This window comes from Immundisolibacter cernigliae (assembly GCF_001697225.1).
GTDB lineage: Bacteria > Pseudomonadota > Gammaproteobacteria > Immundisolibacterales > Immundisolibacteraceae > Immundisolibacter > Immundisolibacter cernigliae.
Map to the genome: position 1 here is coordinate 322,119 of NZ_CP014671.1, position 17,889 is coordinate 340,007.

At 68.2% G+C, this 17,889-nt stretch carries 15 protein-coding genes; 3 read left to right on the forward strand and 12 right to left on the reverse strand.

What is annotated here, in order from left to right; genetic code table 11:
* Positions 1-56: 56 nt before the first annotated feature.
* Positions 57-2,165, reverse strand: a complete 2,109-nt coding sequence (ligA, locus tag PG2T_RS01555) for an NAD-dependent DNA ligase LigA (protein WP_068802515.1) — start codon at positions 2,163-2,165, stop codon at positions 57-59.
* A gap of 10 nt (positions 2,166-2,175) precedes the next feature.
* Positions 2,176-5,658 carry a chromosome segregation protein SMC gene (smc, locus tag PG2T_RS01560; RefSeq protein ID WP_068802516.1) on the reverse strand — a complete coding sequence of 1,161 codons (3,483 nt, stop codon included), beginning with the start codon at positions 5,656-5,658 and terminating at the stop codon, positions 2,176-2,178.
* Between the two features lie 95 nt (positions 5,659-5,753).
* Here smc and queF point away from each other — a divergent pair, with 95 nt between their 5' ends.
* Complete coding sequence (queF, locus tag PG2T_RS01565; protein WP_068802517.1) at positions 5,754-6,173, forward strand: preQ(1) synthase; 420 nt, start codon at positions 5,754-5,756, stop codon at positions 6,171-6,173.
* A 224-nt stretch (positions 6,174-6,397) separates the two neighbouring features.
* Here queF and ppsA read toward each other — a convergent pair whose 3' ends face one another.
* Positions 6,398-8,770 (reverse strand): phosphoenolpyruvate synthase, encoded by a 2,373-nt coding sequence (gene ppsA, locus PG2T_RS01570; RefSeq protein WP_068802518.1) that lies wholly within the window; start codon positions 8,768-8,770, stop codon positions 6,398-6,400.
* 188 nt (positions 8,771-8,958) lie between these two features.
* On the opposite strand from ppsA, the gene PG2T_RS01575 reads away from it, so the two are divergent.
* Positions 8,959-9,369, forward strand: coding sequence for an Lpp/OprI family alanine-zipper lipoprotein (locus PG2T_RS01575; RefSeq protein WP_202816392.1), 411 nt, complete (start codon positions 8,959-8,961; stop codon positions 9,367-9,369).
* A 149-nt stretch (positions 9,370-9,518) separates the two neighbouring features.
* Here the strand turns inward: PG2T_RS01575 and PG2T_RS01580 are convergent, their stop codons facing one another.
* The 7 genes from PG2T_RS01580 to PG2T_RS01610 form a co-directional block, all read right to left on the reverse strand.
* Positions 9,519-10,472 (reverse strand): L,D-transpeptidase family protein, encoded by a 954-nt coding sequence (locus tag PG2T_RS01580; RefSeq protein WP_068802520.1) that lies wholly within the window; start codon positions 10,470-10,472, stop codon positions 9,519-9,521.
* Positions 10,473-10,584: 112 nt separating this feature from the next.
* The gene (locus tag PG2T_RS01585; protein WP_068802521.1) at positions 10,585-11,220 is read right to left on the reverse strand and encodes a glutathione S-transferase family protein; all 636 of its coding nucleotides are present in this window, start codon (positions 11,218-11,220) and stop codon (positions 10,585-10,587) included.
* Positions 11,221-11,222: 2 nt separating this feature from the next.
* Complete coding sequence (locus PG2T_RS01590; RefSeq protein ID WP_068802522.1) at positions 11,223-11,597, reverse strand: YciI family protein; 375 nt, start codon at positions 11,595-11,597, stop codon at positions 11,223-11,225.
* A 106-nt stretch (positions 11,598-11,703) separates the two neighbouring features.
* On the reverse strand, positions 11,704-12,981 hold the full coding sequence (serS, locus tag PG2T_RS01595; protein ID WP_068802523.1) for a serine--tRNA ligase: 1,278 nt from the start codon (positions 12,979-12,981) through the stop codon (positions 11,704-11,706).
* Positions 12,982-12,984: 3 nt separating this feature from the next.
* On the reverse strand, positions 12,985-13,911 hold the full coding sequence (locus tag PG2T_RS01600) for a hydroxyacid dehydrogenase (protein WP_068802524.1): 927 nt from the start codon (positions 13,909-13,911) through the stop codon (positions 12,985-12,987).
* A gap of 6 nt (positions 13,912-13,917) precedes the next feature.
* On the reverse strand, positions 13,918-14,928 hold the full coding sequence (locus PG2T_RS01605; protein WP_068802525.1) for a ketopantoate reductase family protein: 1,011 nt from the start codon (positions 14,926-14,928) through the stop codon (positions 13,918-13,920).
* 297 nt (positions 14,929-15,225) lie between these two features.
* Entirely contained in the window at positions 15,226-15,564 is a 339-nt protein-coding gene (locus PG2T_RS01610; protein WP_068802526.1) for a P-II family nitrogen regulator, read from the reverse strand.
* An 88-nt stretch (positions 15,565-15,652) separates the two neighbouring features.
* Here PG2T_RS01610 and gluQRS point away from each other — a divergent pair, with 88 nt between their 5' ends.
* On the forward strand, positions 15,653-16,564 hold the full coding sequence (gene gluQRS, locus PG2T_RS01615) for a tRNA glutamyl-Q(34) synthetase GluQRS (protein WP_068802527.1): 912 nt from the start codon (positions 15,653-15,655) through the stop codon (positions 16,562-16,564).
* 617 nt (positions 16,565-17,181) lie between these two features.
* On the opposite strand, the gene PG2T_RS01620 is transcribed toward gluQRS, so the two are convergent.
* Together PG2T_RS01620 and relB are read right to left on the reverse strand one after the other, a co-directional pair.
* Positions 17,182-17,448, reverse strand: coding sequence for a type II toxin-antitoxin system RelE family toxin (locus PG2T_RS01620; RefSeq protein WP_068802528.1), 267 nt, complete (start codon positions 17,446-17,448; stop codon positions 17,182-17,184).
* The gene (relB, locus tag PG2T_RS01625; RefSeq protein ID WP_068802529.1) at positions 17,432-17,659 is read right to left on the reverse strand and encodes a type II toxin-antitoxin system RelB family antitoxin; all 228 of its coding nucleotides are present in this window, start codon (positions 17,657-17,659) and stop codon (positions 17,432-17,434) included. The genes PG2T_RS01620 and relB overlap by 17 nt, the downstream gene beginning before the upstream one ends.
* Between the last annotated feature and the right edge of the window lie 230 nt (positions 17,660-17,889).

Here is a 17,889-nt window from a genome sequence, read left to right on the forward strand (position 1 = left end):
CTGCCGAACAAACGACTTCGTCGGCTCATGGCGCGTACCCCCGAAGCGCGGCCGCATCATTGTCCAAGCAGCGCCATCAGGCCGGCCTCGTCCAGGATCGCGACCCCCAGCTGCACCGCCCTGTCGGCCTTGCTGCCCGGATTCTCGCCCACGGCGACGAAATCGGTATTTTTCGACACGCTGCCGGTGACCTTCGCGCCCAGGCGCACAAACGCTTCGGTAAGCGCCTCGCGCGGCTGCGAGAAGGTGCCGGTGATGACGAAAGTCTTGCCGGCCAGCGGCTGCGCGGCGGCATCGGCCGCGCGCGGCGCGGCGCCGTCGTCCTGAAATCTGATGCCGGCTGCCCGCAGGCGGCGGATGACATCCAGGTTGCGGGCATCGGCGATGAACTCGGCCAGGCTGTCGGTGATCTCCGTGCCGATGCCGCGCAGGGGCAATTCCTGCACCGGCAGCGGCGCACGATCGGGGTGATCGGCATTGTGCTTGCGGGCCTTCTGATTGGCCGTGGCGATGGCCTGTTTGCGCTCATGCAGCGCCGCCCAGTCCTGCGTCAGCAGAGTGTCGAGCGTGCCGAACTCGGCGCTGAGCAAACGTGCCACCTCCTCGCCGATCAGCGGGATGCCGAGCGCGAAGATGAAGCGCGACAGCGTGGTGCGCTTGCTGGCCTCGATGGCCGCCACCAGCTTGCTCGCCGACAGCTCGGCCATGCGCTCGAGGCTGGCCAGGGTCGGCGCGTCGAGGTGATAAAGATCGGCCACGTCGTGCACCAGGCCACGGTCGACGAGCTGCTCGATCAGCTTGTCGCCCAGGCCATCGATGTCCATCGCCCGCCGTCCGGCGAAATGGGCGATGCCGGCCTTCAGCTGCGCCGGGCAGTGCAGCCTGCCGCTGCAGCGCGAAACCGCCTCGCCGTCCAGACGCACGATGTCGGAGCCACACACCGGGCAGTGCGTGGGCATGACGAACGGCTGGGCATCCGCCGGCCGGCGCTGCGGCAGCGCCCGCACCACTTCCGGAATCACGTCGCCGGCCCGGCGCACCACCACGCTGTCGCCGATGCGCAGATCCTTGCGCCGCAGCTCGTCCTCGTTGTGCAGCGTCGCGTTGGTCACCGTGACGCCGCCGACGAACACCGGCTGCAGGCGCGCCACCGGCGTCACGGCGCCGGTGCGACCGATCTGCACCTCGATGTTCTCGAGCACGGTCACCGCCTCCTGGGCCGGGAACTTGTGCGCCAGCGCCCAGCGCGGTGCGCGCGACACGAACCCCAGGCGCTCCTGCAGATCGATGCGGTCCACCTTGTAGACCACGCCGTCGATGTCGTACGGCAGGCCCGGCCGCAGACGGCCAAGCTGTGCGTAATAGGCCAGGCACGCCTCGATGCCGGTGACCCGCGACCGCTGCGGGCACACCGGCAGGCCAAAGCCGTGCAGCAGGTCCAGCCGCTCGCTGTGCCGCGCCGGCAGCTGGCCCTCGAAACGGCCGTAGCCATAGCAGTAGAAGCGCAGCGGCCGCCGGGCGGTGATCTGCGGATCAAGCTGGCGCAGGCTGCCGGCGGCGGCATTGCGCGGATTGACGAAGGGCTTCTCGCCGCGCGCCGTCTGTTCGGCGTTCAAACGCGCGAAGCCATCGCGCGGCATGAACACCTCGCCGCGGGCTTCCAGCAGCGGCGGCGGATGGCCGCGCAGGCGCAGCGGGATGGCGGCGATGGTGCGCACGTTGGCGGTCACATCCTCGCCGGTGCTGCCATCGCCGCGGGTGGCCGCCTGCACCAATAGGCCATCGCGGTACAGCAGGCTGATGGCCAGGCCGTCGAACTTGGGCTCGGCGTGGTAGTCCACGACTGTCTCGCCGGTCAGCTCGCGCACCCGGCGGTCGAAATCGTGCACCTCGCTGTCGTCGAAGGCATTGGCCAGCGACAGCATGGGCACGGCGTGCGTCACCTGTGCAAACGCGGCCAAGGGCGCCCCACCGACGCGTTGGCTCGGCGAATCGGCCGTCATCAGCGTCGGATACTGCGCCTCCAGCGCCAGCAGCTCGCGCATCAGCCGGTCGTACTCGGCGTCCGGAATGCTTGGCTCGTCCAGCACGTAGTAGCGGTAGTCGTGCTCGGCGATTTCGCGCCGCAGCGCCTCGATGCGGGCGCTCGCCCCGGCCTGGTCCATGCGGTCTCCTTCAGGCGCTCGCCAGCGCCACGGCCTCGTCCACGTCCACCGCCACCAGGCGCGACACGCCAGGCTCGGACATGGTGACGCCGGTCAGCTGGCCGGCCAGCTCCATGGTGGTCTTGTTGTGGGTGATGACGATGAACTGCACCCGCGCCGACATCTCGCGCACCAGGGCGCAGAAGCGGCCGACGTTGTGGTCGTCGAGCGGCGCATCCACCTCGTCCAGCATGCAGAACGGCGCCGGGCTCAGCTCGAACAGCGCGAACACCAGCGCGATCGCGGTCAGCGCCTTCTCGCCGCCGGACAGCAGGTGAATCGAGCTGTTGCGCTTGCCCGGCGGGCGGGCCACGATGCCGACGCCGCTTTCGAGCAGGTCGTCGTCGAGCAGTTCCAGGCGCGCCTCGCCGCCACCGAACAGGCGCGGGAAGGCCGCCTGGAAGCCGCCGTTCGCCCTGTCGAAGGTCTCCTTGAAGCGGCTGCGTGTCTCCCGATCCATGCGCCGGATGGCCTGCTCCATGGTTTCGAGTGCCGCCGCCAGGTCCGCGTGCTGGGCGTCCAGATAGGTCTTGCGCTCGGCCAGCTCGCGCTGCTCGTCGATGGCCGCCAGGTTGATCGCGCCCAGGCGCTCGATGCGGCGGGCCAGATCGGCGATGGCGAGCTCCAGGGCCGCCTCGTCCGTGTCCGGCAGCAGCTCGGCCAGCAGGCGCCCGGGATCGGCATCGAATTCCAGCGCCTGTTCGCGCAGGCCGGCAGCGCGGGTTTCCAGCTCCGTCAGCTCCAGCCGGCGGGCCTCGACCTCGCCGCGGCGCTCGTGCAGCGCCCGCTCGGCCACAAGACGCGCCTGGTCCTGCTCGCGCAGCGCCGTGTCGGCCGCCGCCACTGCATCCCGCGCCGCCGACAGGCGCGTTGCGGCCGCCTCACGCTCGGCCAAATACGTTTGCAGTTCCTGCTGCAATACTTCCAGCGGCGCGGCGGCGCTGTGCTGCTCAGCCTGCAGCGCCGCCCGGCGCTCGCGGATGCCGTCGCGCTGCGCCTGCCAGCCGACCAGAGTCTTTTGCAAGGTCGCGACTTCGGTCTGGGACACCTGAACGCGCATGCGCAGGGTCTGCACGCGCTCGCGGGCTGCGTCCTGCGCCTGCCGCGCGGCGCGCACGGCGGACTCGGCCTCGCGCCGCCGGGCTTCGCAGTGCTCGCGTTCCCCGGCCAGGCCGGCCTGTTGCCGGACCGCCTCATCGCAGGCCGCCCGGGCGGTCGCCAGTTCCGCAGCGTCGTGCGCGGCCTGCGCATCGATCTGCGCCAGCTCGTCGGCAATGGCCGCTCGCCGCGCCTGTGCGCGCTCGCGGTGGGCCTGCGCCGCCGCGTGGCGGGCTTGCAGCTCGCCCAGCTGCCGCACGCTGGCCGCCTGCTGCTGGCGGGCCTCGCCGCGGGCGCGTTCGGCCACGGCCAGCGCCGTTTGCGTCGCCGCCCGCTGCGCCTGCAGGGCGGCCAGTTCCTGCTCGGCCTGCGACAGCGCTTCGCGCAGGCTGGCGATTTCGGCGCTGCGTTCCAGCACGCCCTCGCCGTAGTCACGGGCCGGCACGGCCAGCCAGTTTGGCCCCACTCGGATACCGTCCGCGGTGATCAGGCTCTCGTGCGCCGCCAGCGCATGACGGGCGACCAGCGCGCCGCCCAGCGTGTCCGCCCGCCGCACGCCGCCGATCAGGGACCGCAGATCGACCGTACTGCGCACGGCGTCCAGCAGGTCCCCGGCCGCTTCCGCCCTGCCCGGCCGCGACTCCACCAGCAGCAGCCCGGCCGCCTGTGCCAGCCCTTCGGCGGACAGATCATCGAGGCTGGCCACTACGTGCGCGCCCAGCCACGGGCCAAGAGCAACTTCCAGCGCGCTGCGCCAGTCGGCCTCGGCATCGAGCTCGCCGAGCAAGGCTCGCACCTCGACACCCTGTTCGCTGAGCCAGCCCTCGGTCCGGCCACTGCCGACAAGCGCCGCCTGCTGCAGGGTTTCAAGCGAGGCCAGGCGCCCGCGCTGCTCACGCGTCGTGCCTTGCAGGCTGGCGAACTCGGTGGCGAGTGCGTCCAGCTGCGCCCGACGGGTGGTGATGTCGGCCTCCACCGCCGCCAGCGCCTGCTCGGCAGCGGATGCCTGCGCGCCGGCCCTGGCCAATTGGTCGGCAAGCCCGGCCTCATCCGTGGTGGCTTCGGCCGCCAGTTGCTGCTGTTCGCGCAGCAGGCGCTGGCGTCGTTCATCCAGCCGGGCGAGATGCTCCGCCAGGCGCCGGGCGCGCTCCTGCTCCAGGCGCTCACGCTGGGCGGCCTCGCTGGCCGATGTGCTGGCCGCGTCGTGCGCGCGCCGGGCTTGGCTCAAGACCGCTTCGGCGGCAGTGAGCTTTTGCGACGCATCTGCCAGCTCCGCTTCCAGGCGCTCACGGTCGGCGTCCGCCGTCTGCTGCGCTTCGGCCAGCTGCAACAGGCGCGCCTCGGTCTCCACGCACTGCCGATCGATCTGCTCGGCACTGGCGTCCAGCCGCGCCAGCTCCTGTGCCAGACGCTCCCGCTGCTGGCGTAAGGCTGTCAGTGCCTGCTCGCAGCGGGCGACTTCCGCGCCGACCTGATACCAGGCCTGTTGGGTTTCGCCCAAGGCGGCCGTGGCCTGCGCGTGCGCGTCGCGCGCCGCCTCGACCTGCGCCTCGCCGGCACGCACGGCGGACAGCGCCTGTTCCTGGGCCGTCAGACTGCGCTCGAGCGCCGCTCGCCGCTCGCTTGCAGCCGTCTCCAAAGCCTGCAGACGAAAGCCCAGCAGCTGCCCGCGGGCCTGCCGCTCGGCGGCCTTCAGTTCGCGAAAGCTCTGCGCCGCGCGCGCCTGACGTTCCAGCACGGCCAGACGCTTGCCCAGCTCGTCGCGCAGGTCGTCCAGGCGCGCCATGTTGTCGCGGGTGTGACGAATGCGGCCGGCCGTCTCGTGGCGGCGCTCCTTGTACTTTGATATGCCGGCCACTTCCTCGATGTAGGCGCGCAGCTCCTCGGGCCGCGCCTCGATCAGGCGGGCGATCATGCCCTGCTCGATGATGGCGTAGCTGCGCGGGCCAAGCCCGGTGCCCAGAAAGATGTCGGTGATGTCGCGGCGCCGGCAGCGGCTGCCGTTGAGGTAATAGACCGACTGCCCGTCGCGTGCCAGCTCGCGCCGCACGGCAATCTGCGCGTAGGCCGCCCAGGCGCCGCCCAGACTGCCGTCGGAATTGTCGAACACGAGTTCGACACTGGCCTTGCCGACCGGCTGGCGGGCGCTGGAGCCGTTGAAGATCACGTCCGCCAACGCATCGCCGCGCAGTTGCCGGGCCGAGCTTTCGCCAAGCACCCAGCGCACGGCGTCGACCACATTCGACTTGCCGCAGCCGTTCGGGCCCACCACGCCGGTCAGCGGTCCGCGCAGGTGCAGCGTGGTCGGATCGACGAAAGTCTTGAAGCCGGCCAGGCGGATGGTCTTCAGTTTCATGCCTGACGGTATTCCTGAAGGCGCCCGGTTGGTCGTTGTGGCAGCGTGTCCGCCGACCGGATAATGCGCGCCCCAAACCCGACCCGGAGACACGCGTGGCCAGTTCGCGTCCTGTTCGCTCGAAAAAGTCGCAAGCCGCCGGCAGCGCACTCGAAACCTTCGCCAACCCCCACCCGGGGCGGGACTACACGGTGCGCATGCGCTGCCCGGAATTCACCTGCCTGTGCCCGAAAACAGGCCAGCCGGACTTTGCCACCATCCACATCGATTTCGTGCCGGACCGGCTGTGCGTGGAGCTCAAGTCCCTGAAATTATATCTGTGGTCGTTCCGCGACCAGGGCGCGTTCCACGAGGCCGTCACCGGCAGCATCCTGGACGATCTGGTCGGCGCCATGGCGCCGCGCTTCCTGCGCGTGACGGCCGAATTCCTGGTGCGCGGCGGCATTTACACCAGCGTCGTGGCCGAGCACCGGATGCCCGGCTGGACGCCCGCAGCGCCGGTGCTTCTGCCCTGACGCCGGCCCGCACCCGGCCTGTGATCTGAGGGGCACCTCGAAAAACCACTTCCCTGTGGTTTTTCGAGAATATCTTTCGCGGGAAACCCGCGAAAGACTCACGCCATTTCAATCGCTTGCGCGATTGATGCGTTGGGGCATCCATGCCCCAAGGGGCACCTCGAAAGGTTTTTCGAGGTGCCCTGACCGGGCTTGCCCGAAACCCCGCCGCGAGGCCGGATCGATCAATGCGCCTTGTCGCCGGACAGTGCCAGCCAGGTGGCAACCACCGTGTCGGGGTTCAGCGACATGCTCTCGATACCCTGCTCGACCAGCCACTGCGCCAGATCGGGATGATCCGACGGCCCCTGGCCGCAGATGCCGACGTACTTGCCGGCGCGCTGACAGGCGTCGATGGCGAGCTTCATCAGCGCCTTGACCGCGTCATCGCGTTCGTCGAACTCGCCGGCCACCAGGCCGGAGTCGCGGTCCAGACCCAGTGTCAGTTGTGTCAGGTCGTTGGAGCCGATCGAGAAGCCGTCGAAGTACTCCAGGAACCGGGCCGCCAGCACGGCGTTCGACGGCAGCTCGCACATCATGATCAGGCGCAGGCCGTTGTCGCCGCGCTTTAGGCCCTGCTCGGCCAGCAGTTCGGTGACCTGACGCGCCTCGGTGAGCGTGCGCACGAACGGGATCATGATCTCGACGTTGGTCAGGCCCATGTCGTCGCGGACTTTCTTGAGCGCCCGGCACTCCAGCGCAAAGCAGTCGCGGAAGCTGTCGGCGATGTAGCGCGAGGCGCCGCGAAAGCCCAGCATCGGGTTCTCCTCGTGCGGCTCGTACAGCTCGCCGCCGAGCAGGTTCGCATACTCGTTGCTCTTGAAATCAGACATGCGCACGATGACTTTCTTGGGCCAGAAGGCCGCACCCAGCGTGGCGATGCCCTCGACCAGCTTTTCCACGAAAAAGGTCTGCGGATCCGCGTAGCCGGCAATGATCTCGTCGATGGTGCTGCGCAGGTCGGCGCCCAGCGTGGCGTAGTTGATCAGCGCCTTGGGGTGCACGCCAATGCCGCGATTGATCAGGAACTCCAGCCGCGCCAAGCCGACGCCGGCGTTTGGCAGGCTGGCAAAGTCGAAGGCGCGGTCCGGGTTGCCGATGTTCATCATGATCTTGGTCGGCGGCGTCGGCATGCTGTCCAGGCGTACCTCGCTGACTTCGTTCTTGAGCGCGCCCTCGTAGATGAAGCCGGTATCGCCCTCGGCGCAGGACACGGTCACCGCCTGGCCGGTACGCAGGTGATCGGTGGCGTCGCCGCAGCCGACCACGGCCGGGATGCCCAGCTCGCGGGCAATGATGGCAGCGTGACAGGTACGCCCGCCGCGGTTGGTGACGATGGCCGAGGCCCGCTTCATCACCGGCTCCCAGTCCGGATCGGTCATGTCGGCCACCAGCACTTCACCCGGTTGCAGCTCGCCCATGCGGGCCGGGCTGTCGACGACCCGCACCTTGCCGACGCCGATGCCCTGCCCGACGCTGCGGCCGGTGACCAGAACCTTGGATTTCTCTTTCAGCTGATAGCGGCGCAGCACCTGTGAGTCACCGCGCGCCTTCACCGTCTCCGGCCGCGCCTGCAGGATGTAGAGCTGGCCGTCCTCACCGTCCTTGCCCCACTCGATGTCCATCGGCTGGCCGTAGTGGTCCTCGATGATCAGCGCCTGGCGTGCCAGCGCCTGGACCTCGGCGTCGGTCAGGCAGAAGCGGCGCTGGTCCGCCTGCGGGACGTCCACCGTGGTGGTCGACCTGCCAGCCGAAACCGCATCGGTATAGATCATCTTGATCAACTTGCTGCCGCGATGGCGCGAAATCACGGCCGGCCGGCCAGCGCGCAGCGTCGGCTTGTGCACGTAGAACTCGTCCGGGTTGACCGTGCCCTGCACCACCGTTTCGCCCAGGCCGTAGGAGGCGGTCACGAACACCACGTCGCGGAAACCGGACTCGGTGTCCAGCGTGAACATCACGCCGCTGGCGCCGGTGTCGCTGCGCACCATGCGCTGGATGCCGGCCGACAGGGCGACCAGCTCATGGGCAAAACCCTGGTGCACGCGGTACGAAATGGCGCGGTCGTTGAACAGCGACGCGAACACGTGGCGCACCGCGTGCAGAACATGGTCGGCGCCGCGGATGTTCAGAAAGGTTTCCTGCTGGCCGGCGAAGGAGGCATCCGGCAGGTCTTCGGCCGTGGCCGAAGAACGCACCGCAACCGACACCGCATCCTGCCCCGCGCAAAGACGGCCGTAGCCCTCGACGATGAGCTGCTCAAGGCCATCCGGGAATGGCTGATCCAGAATCCAGCCGCGGATTTTCTCGCCCGAGCGGGCCAGGGCCGCAACATCCTCCACGTCCAGCGCGTCCAGCTCGGCGTTGATCCGGTCGGCCAGCTGCGCATAGGCCAGGAAATCGCGGTAGGCCTGCGCGGTGGTGGCAAAGCCGCCAGGCACCTGCACGCCCAGCGGCAGGAGGTGGCTGATCATCTCGCCCAGCGACGCGTTCTTGCCCCCCACGATCTCGACATCGTGCATGCCCAGGGTATCGAACCAACGCAGATATTCGGCCATGCGGCACTCCAGGAAGTTGAGACAGCAAACATCACAGCGCCCACAGGCAGGCACCCCGGACACACTGCGCACGGAAGCGCAGTCTCGGTCAGGTGATGGGAAACGCCATTTTGCCAGACCCAGCCCCGACGTCGCCCCCAGTCCGGATTCTGGCTGATCACGCACCCATGCCCCCAACCAGGCATTGCTTGATCGCAATCAGCCGCACCTTTTGCTTTTCTGCAGCACCGGCCTATAATTCCGGCCGTGTTGACGTTTGCAGTGCGGGCTTGCGCCGCATTGGTTTGGTTTCAGTTACCTCAGCTTTTCAGGGGCTCTATATGCAGAACAAATTGATCATTGGCAAACTTGCGGCCGTTGCGCTGCTGGCGACCCTTTCCGCCGGTTGCGCCACCAAGGGCTACGTGAACGAGCAGGTTGCTCAGGCCAAGTCGGCCGCCGACAGCGCCCAAGCCACCGCCAGCGCCGCCTCTTCCAAGGCCGACGCTGCCAGTGCCAAGGCCAGCGAAGCCCTGGCCGCTGCCCAGGCTGCCCAGCAGTGCTGCGTAGACACCAACGAGAAGATCGACCGCATGTTCAAGAAGTCGATGCTGAAGTAAGCATCCGCTTCTCCAGGCGTTGAAAAAGCGGGGTCAGCCAGGCTGGCCCCGCTTTTTTTACGTCCGCAACGCGAACTGACTGTAAGCGCCGCTTCGCTGCGCGACCATCGCCCGGCATGGCCGGGCTCCTGCAAATCCGCAGTGTCCAATCAGTGCTGGACCGCCACCTGCGCGCCCATATCGTCAACATTTGCGTCCAGCAGCATCACCTCATCCGACTGGCTGATCGCCACCGGCATGCCGCTCGGCTTGGCCAGCTCGCGCCGCACCAACACCCAGTCCACGTCGACCGTGGCCACACCGCGGTTCGCAAGCAGCCGCGCGATCTCGCCAAGCGCCCCTTCCTTGCGGCCCTTCTCTTCCTTCAACGGGTGGTGCACTTCCAGATAGGTGATGCCAAAGGCCTGCCCGATCTTGTACGGCTGACTGACAAAATTGACCTTCACGCCCGGCGCCACCTGCCCGAACAACGCGGCGATATCTTCCGGGTACAGGCGCAGGCAGCCATGTGTCACGCGCATGCCGATGCCGTAGGGCTTGTTGGTGCCGTGGATCAAATACCCCGGCACGCCCAGCCGCAGCGCGAACTGACCGAGCGGATTGTCCGGCCCGGCCGGCACCACCGGCGGCAGGATGTCGCCCTTGGCGGCGTGCTCGATGCGAATCGACTCCGGTGGTGTCCAGCTCGGGTTCGGTACCTTCTGCGTGATCCTGGTCACGCCCAGCGGCGTGCGCCAGTCGAAACGACCGATGCTGATCGGATAGGTCACCACCTGGGGAAAATCCCCTTTCGCCGGCAGGTAGTAGTACAGGCGCATCTCCGGCAGGTTGATGACGATGCCGTCCCGCGGCGCCTGCGGCAGGATGTGCTGGGTTGGCAGCACCACCTGCACGCCCTCGCCCGGCATCCACGGGTCAAGGCCACGGTTGGCCATCTTGATCTCCGTATAGCCAAGCCCGCCGCGACGGGCTATGTCCAGCAGCGTGTCCTCGTGACGCGCTGCCACCACCCGCACCTGACCGACAAGGTCCACGTCCGACGGCGGCAGGGAGACGGTCTCGGCTACCGCGGTCAGCGGCGTCACGGCGAGGGCCGCCAGCATGGGACGAAGCCAGGTATGGGGGGGATGCACGCGCGGGGACTCTCTCTGGTGCGGCCAAATAGCCGCGAAGTCTAGCAAATCGAGCCAATACCCCGCCCGCCCGCAGGCCGAATCAGGCCAGGTTGCCTGCGCGCAAATCCGCCAGAAAAATCTCGTCCTGCCAGGCCGGCCGCTGGCGCAGGGCAGCCAGCCAGCGCCGCAGCGCCGGATGGGGCGCGAAATCCACACCCAGCGGCAGCAGCGCCGGCACGCCGGCGCCAAGGGCAATGTCGGCGATGGAATAGGCATCGGCCACCCAGTCCCGGCCGCTGAGCTGCTGTTCCAGCATGCCGAGCAGAAACTCGACCCGCGCCGCGGCGGCGGCATCCTCGCCGCCACCGATGCGCGCCATGTACAGCGCCATCAGCGCCGGGATGAAGGTGCTCGCCTCCCAACCGAGCCACTGCAGCACGCGCGCCCGCTGTTTGGACTCGATCGGCAACAGCGGCGTCGGGCCGCGGCTGTCGCACAGGTACTGCAGGATCGCGGCCGATTCCCACAGGATGAAACCGTCGTCGTCCAGGATCGGGGTCAGGCCGTTCGGGTTCAGGCGCCGCAGCGGTGCCTCGGCCGGCCGCAGCTCGCGGGCCGGATCGACATCGATCAACTCGAACTCAAGACCCAGCTCGCGCAGCAGCACCGCCACCTTGAGCGCGTTGTGCGAGCCGGGATGATCGGCCCGCGGCAGGATGTGATACAGGCGCAGCATGCTCAGAACACCCGCTGCCAGGGGTAGATGGTCTCGACCGCGAAGTAGCCGTACCGGGCCAGCGGATCGGCGTCGTGCAGTACCCGCGCCTCGTCGGCGGAGCCGGCCTCGAAGATATTGATGGCGTTGACGAAACCGGTGCAGGGCCCGCCGCTGACCAGCTTGCCGCTGCCGCGCAGTTCGGTCAGGTGCGCCAGATGTGCCGCCAGCACGCCGGCCAGACCCGGCGCCACACCCTGCGCCTCGATGTCGGCCTGACTGGGCACGCGCTGGTGGTGGATGGCCTCGTCGATGTAGGCGAAGGCCGCCGGCGGCAGCTCGCCGCGCAGGCGCGCCACGGCGGCCTCGTCGAAACGGGAAATGATCACGTACAGCATCGCGTTCTCCTCCGGTGGATGGTTGTCTTACTGCCGGTCGGGCAGCCGGTGCGGCCCATCCATGGGCTTTTTTGTCGATGCTGCGCCTGCAGCCGGCGCGCGGCAACTATCCGGAACGCGCGATGCGATCCAGGCCGCCCAGATATGGGCGCAGCACCTCGGGCACGACAATCGAGCCGTCGGCCTGCTGATAGTTCTCCAGCACCGCCACCAGCGTGCGCCCGACCGCCAGGCCGGAGCCGTTCAGCGTGTGCAGCAATTCCGGCTTGCCGGTGGCCGGGTTGCGCCAGCGCGCCTTCAGGCGCCGCGCCTGGAAATCGCCGAAGTTGGAGCAGGACGAGATTTCCCGGTACTTGCCCTGGCCCGGCAGCCAGACTTCGAGGTCGTAGGTCTTGGCAGCGGAAAAGCCCATGTCGCCGGTGCACAGCGCCATCACGCGATACGGCAGGCAGAGCGCCTGCAGCACGGCCTCCGCGTCGGCGGTCAGTTCCTCGTGCGCCTGCCAGGAGGTCTCGGGCGGCACCAGGCGCACCAGCTCGACCTTCTCGAACTGGTGCTGGCGGATCATGCCGCGGGTGTCCTTGCCGTAACTGCCGGCCTCGCTGCGAAAGCACGGCGTGTGGGCAACCAGTTTCAAAGGCATATCGCTGGCATCGACGATGCTGTCGCGCACGATGTTGGTAACCGGCACCTCGGCAGTCGGGATCAGGTAATAGCCCCCGCCGACGGCAAACAGGTCTTCCTCGAACTTGGGCAGCTGGCCGGTGCCGACCAGACTGTCCGCATTCACCAGATACGGCACGTAGACCTCGGTGTAGCCGTGCTGGCGGGTGTGCAGGTCCAGCATGAACTGCGTCAGCGCGCGTTGCAGCGCCGCCAGCGGGCCGCGCAGCAGGCTGAAGCGGGCGCCGGCGATCTTGGTGGCGGTCTCGAAATCGAGCCCACCCAGCGCCTCGCCCAGGTCCACATGATCGCGCGGCGTGAAGTCGAACACCGGCGGCGTGCCCCAGCGGCGCACCTCGACGTTGTCGTCCTCGCTGTTGCCGACCGGCACCGAATCGTGCGGCAGGTTGGGGATTTCCAGGCAATAGGCGTCAAGCTCGTCCTGCACGGCCTTCAGGCCCGCTTCGAGCTGCGCCAGGCGCTCGCCGACGCCGGCCACCTGCGCCAGCAGCGGGGCAGCATCCTCGCCGCGCCGCTTGGCCTCGCCGACCGCCCTGGACACCCGATTGCGCTCGGCCTGCAAGTGCTCGGTTTCGGTCTGCGCGGCCTTGCGGCGGGTTTCGAGCGCCGCCAGGCGCGGCAGGTCGAGCGCAAAGCCGCGCGCGGCCAGACGCGCCGCCACCGTCTCCGGTTCGCGGCGCAGCAGTTGCGGGTCCAGCACCGGTTAGTCCTCGAGGGCTTCGATGATCATCTGCGCCGCCTGCACGGTCATGCGGTTCAGCGCCTCGCGCGTGGCGGCGCCGATGTGCGGGCACAGCACCACGTTGTCGAGCGTCAGAAGTTCCGGATGATTCGGCGGCTCGGCCTCATAGACGTCGAGCCCGGCGCCGGCAATCTGGCCCGCTTGCAGGGCCGCGATCAGCGCCGGCTCGTCCACCACTTCGCCGCGCGCGGTGTTGATCAGGATGGCGGTCGATTTCATGCGCCCAAACTGCTCGGTGCTGAACAGGTTGCGGGTCGAGTCCAGCAGCGGCACGTGCACGGTGATGTAGTCGGCCACGTCGATGATCCCGTCGACCGTCTCCACCTTGCGCACGCCGTGCTCGGCCATGCCGGCCGCATCGACGAACGGGTCGTAGCCCACCGGCTGCATGTCGAAGGCCAGCGCGCGCCGGGCCACCAGCTTGCCGATGTTGCCGAAGCCGACGATGCCCAGCGTCTTGCCGGCCAGCTCCACGCCCGTGAAGCGGTCGCGATCCCAACCCTCGCGGCTGCGCACGTAGCGGTCGGCCGCGGCCAGCTTGCGCGACACCGCCAGCATCAGCCCGAACACCAGCTCGGCCACCGACACCACGTTGGCCTGCGGCGTGTTGCGCACCGACAGGCCCTTTTCCTTGGCGTAGATCAGGTCGACCTTGTCCAAGCCACTGCCGGCGCGGGCGACGATCTTCAGTTTCCGGGCGTTGTCGATGACCTGCTTCGAGACCCGCGTGTAGGTCTTGATCATCAGGCCGTCGTAGTCGCCGATGATCCGGGCCAGGGTTTCCTCGTCGGTGCGCTCACGCACGTCGACCTCGAAGTGCTCGCGCAGCAGGTCGATGCCGGCCTGCTCCAGGGTTTCCGCCACCAGGACGCGTTTTTTGCTGCTCATGTTGGATCAGGCCAGGTAGTGGTCCAGCACCTTGATGATGCGATACGCCGCGGTCACGGTCGGCACCGGTATGCCCAGCTCGCGGCCCTTGTCCACGAACGGCTTGACGATGTAGTCGACCTCGGTCTTCTTGCCGCGCACCACGTCCTCGTGCATGGACGTGCGTCCGACGTAGTTCTGCTGCTTCATGCGCTCACCGAAGCCCAGGATCAGCTGGACGGCGTCTTCTTCGGTCTTGCACTCGTACACGTCCTTCAGGCGCGACAGCGGCGCGTAGAAGTTCTGCGGCGAGTAACCGAGCGCCGTGTAGACCGCCAGCAGCTCCAGGGAAATGGCCACGTAGTGCTCGGCGCCCTCGCGCAGGGCCATGCCGTGCACGAAGGTCAGATCGTTGTTGCCGGCCAGCGTGCTCACCGACCAGGCCGACGCGTTGCAGATCTGCGCCAGCTTTTCCCACAGCACTTGCTGGATGCAGTCCACCGCCTTGGCGCCCAGGCCGGCCTTGTTGAATGCGTCGGCTAGCGCCTGCGCGCGCGGGCTGATGGTGCCGTCGAGCTCGCCAAAATAGGCCGTGGTTGGCACCGTGACGTGGTTCTTGACGAAGCCGGGCGCCTCCAGCGAGCCGCCCTCGATGGTCGAGGCGCCCATCACGCGCGCCGGGTCGCCGATCCAGTCAGCCAGCACCTGTTCCTTGACGATGGTGTTCTGGATCGAGCAGGCGGTGCGCACCCGCTCGCGCAGGCAATCGGCCGAGGCCAATGCCGTGTCGCTGTCCTTGGCCTTGGTGGCCAGGATCAGGTAATCGAACTCGCCCGTGGCCTCGGCCGGGTTGCTGATGGCGGTCAGGTTGTCGCGGATCAGGTGCTCGCCACGTACGCCCTCGATGCGCAGACCATCGCGGGCGATGGCATCGGCATGCGCCGGGCGGGCGATCAGGGTGGTGTCGACGCCGGTTTTGGCCAGGTAGCCGCCGATCACCGAACCGAGACCGCCGGCCCCCAGGATGCACACGCGCATGTCACGATCTCCACATGTAAGAAAGCTAGAAAAGGGCTCCGAACGGGCCACCGCTTCCCGCGCCAAGCCGGTGATTGTTCTGGCCCGCCGTCGAGGCTGTCAACGTGCCGACGGCGGGCTCTGGCCGCCACACAGTCTTCGCCGCGTTCCGCGCGCTGACTGAGGTCGAGGCCGGCAGACAGCGTGCACGCTCAGGCCAATCAGCGCACCGATACCCTGCACAAGCAGGCAGCTTGGCCGCCGCCCTGCCAGCGGACGGCATGGATACTCGGATATTGCGGAAACGCGCAGCTGCGCTCAGAGCGCGTCCGAACCGGTCTCGCCGGTACGGATGCGCACCACCTGCTCCAGGGGGCTGACAAAAATCTTGCCGTCGCCGATCTTGCCGCTGTTGGCGGCGTCGGCGATGGCCTCCACGACGCGTTCGGCGTCCTCGTCGCGCACGGCGACCTCGACCCGCATCTTGGCAATAAAATCGACCACGTACTCCGCGCCGCGGTAGATTTCGGTGTGGCCCTTCTGGCGCCCGAAACCGCGCACTTCGGTCACCGTCATGCCGGTAATGCCCAGGTCGCCGAGCGCGTCGCGCACGTCGTCCAGCTTGTGCGGCTTGATCACCGCGGTGATGAGTTTCATGCCCTTTCTCCCTGATTTATGGCCCGCGGCGCCTGGCACGCGCCGGGCCGCATAAGGTACACGAAAGCCACCCCTGGTCCGCTCTCGAATGGCACAGACATGCGGCCGTTTTGCCCCCACGCCGAGCGGCGAGCTGCACCTGGGCTCGCTGCTGGCGGCGGTCGGCAGTTACCTCGCCGCGCGTGCCGCGGACGGGCGCTGGCTGCTGCGCATCGACGATCTGGACCCACCACGCGTAGTGCCGGGCGCCGCCGATGCCATCCTGCGCAGCCTGGAAATCCACGGCCTGCTGTGGGACGGCGAGGTGCTCTACCAGAGCCGGCGCGCCGAGGCCTACCGGGCGGCCCTGAAGCAACTGCGCGCCGCCGGCCTGACCTATGCCTGCGCCTGCACGCGCCGCGAACTGGCCGCCATCGCCCGCGCCGGGGTGGACGGGCCGGTGTATCCGGGCACCTGCCGTGCCGGGATTGCGCCCGGCCGCCCCGCGCGCGCCATGCGCCTGCGGGTACCGGACGCGGAGATCGGCTTTTTCGATGCCGTACAAGGCGAATATCGTCACAACCTTGCTCGCGCCGTCGGCGATTTCGTCCTGCAACGGGCCGACGGCCTGATCGCCTACCAGCTCGCCACGGTGGTGGACGACGCCTTCCAGGGCGTGACGCAGGTGGTGCGCGGCGTGGACCTGCTGACCTCGACGCCGCGGCAGATTTACCTGCAGCAATGCCTTGGCCTGCCACAGCCGGACTATGCACACCTGCCGCTGCTGGTCGACCGTCAGGGCCTGAAGCTTGGCAAGCAGACCGGCGCCGGCCCGCTCGACGACCGGCACGCCAGCGCCAACCTGCGCTGGGTTCTGACCGCCCTGGCCTTGCCCCCGCCTGCTGATCTGGCGGGCGCACCGCCCGCCGAACTGCTGCGCTGGGCGACGGCACATTGGGAACCGGCCCGGCTGGCCGGACAAACGGCAATCCGAACCCAGGACATCCCTGCCATGCCGTGACCACGCGGCACGCCAGCGCCACTTCGTCGTCCCACGTGGTCACGCCCTTACGCGCGCAGGTCACACCATTCGACGACGTCGTTTTAGTGCCTTCGGCTCGCTACCACGAGCCATAAACCAGACCCATCATCAGCACGACGCGTCCCGCGCACGGCCCCGTCGCCCTGAGGAGCGCAGCGACGTGAGGGCCTTGCCTTTATGCGTTGCGTCGGCGCTGCCCGCGTGCAGGCAAGGCAAGGTTGCCGCGGCCGCTGCGCGGCCTCGCAACGACGCGGGGTATGGGGCGTACTGTGGAGAACGGGAGACAGCTGAAGAATCCCGGATTTCGCTGCGCTGCATCCAGGCTACGTTTGCTGCCACAAACCCAAAATCAGGCCAACCGTCAGCACCACGCGTCCCACGCGGTGAGCCCCCACCCCGTCGCCCTGAGGAGCGCAGCGACGTGAGGGCCTTGCCTTTATGCGTTGCGTCGGCGCTGCCAGCGTGCAGACAGGCAAGGTTGCCGCGGCCGCTGCGCGGCCTCGCAACGACGCCGGGATATGGGGCGTGCTGTGGGGAGGGCGAGACAGCTCAAGCATCCCGGATTTCGCTGTGCTGCATCCAGGCTACGCTTTTTGTCAGCGGTAAACCTCGCGCCGGTGACCGATGTCCACCACCAGCACCCGCAGAGCGCCATCCTGAATGTCGCAAATGACGCGGCAGTCACCGACGCGATAACGCCAGAATCCGCCCAGCGGACCGCTCAGCGCCCTGCCGGTGCTGCGAGGATCATCCGCGGGCGCAACCCGTGCGTCCATGAAATCGACGATGCGCCGGGCTGTTTGCTTGTCGAGCTTGAGCAGTTGCTTTCTGGCCGTGCCCGTGTAGTCAATCGTCCAGGCCAAGGTCTTTTCTCACCTGCTCGGCGGAGTAGACCTCCTCCTGGCCCGCGCGGACGCGCTCGACCACATCCGCGGCGAGGTAGTAGTCCTCTACGTCTTCCAGTCCCTTCTCGATGATCTGACGCAGGTAGAAGGCTTTGCTGCGCCCGGTACGCACGGACAGAGAGTGCAGGCGCTGCTCGGTTTTCGCGTCCAGGCGAATTGAAGTGGCCACGTGTCGACCCCGTTTGAATGCGTGTATTCACCCTACCACGACCCCAAAGTCAGGCCAACCGTCAGCACGACGCCCCCACCCCGTCGCCCTGAGGAGCGCAGCGACGTGAGGGCCTTGCCTTCATGCGTTGCGTCGGCGCTGCCGGCAGGCAGGCAAGGCAAGGTTGCCGCGGCCGCTGCGCGGCCTCGCAACGACGGACGGTATGGAACGTGCTGTGGGGAGGGCGAGAC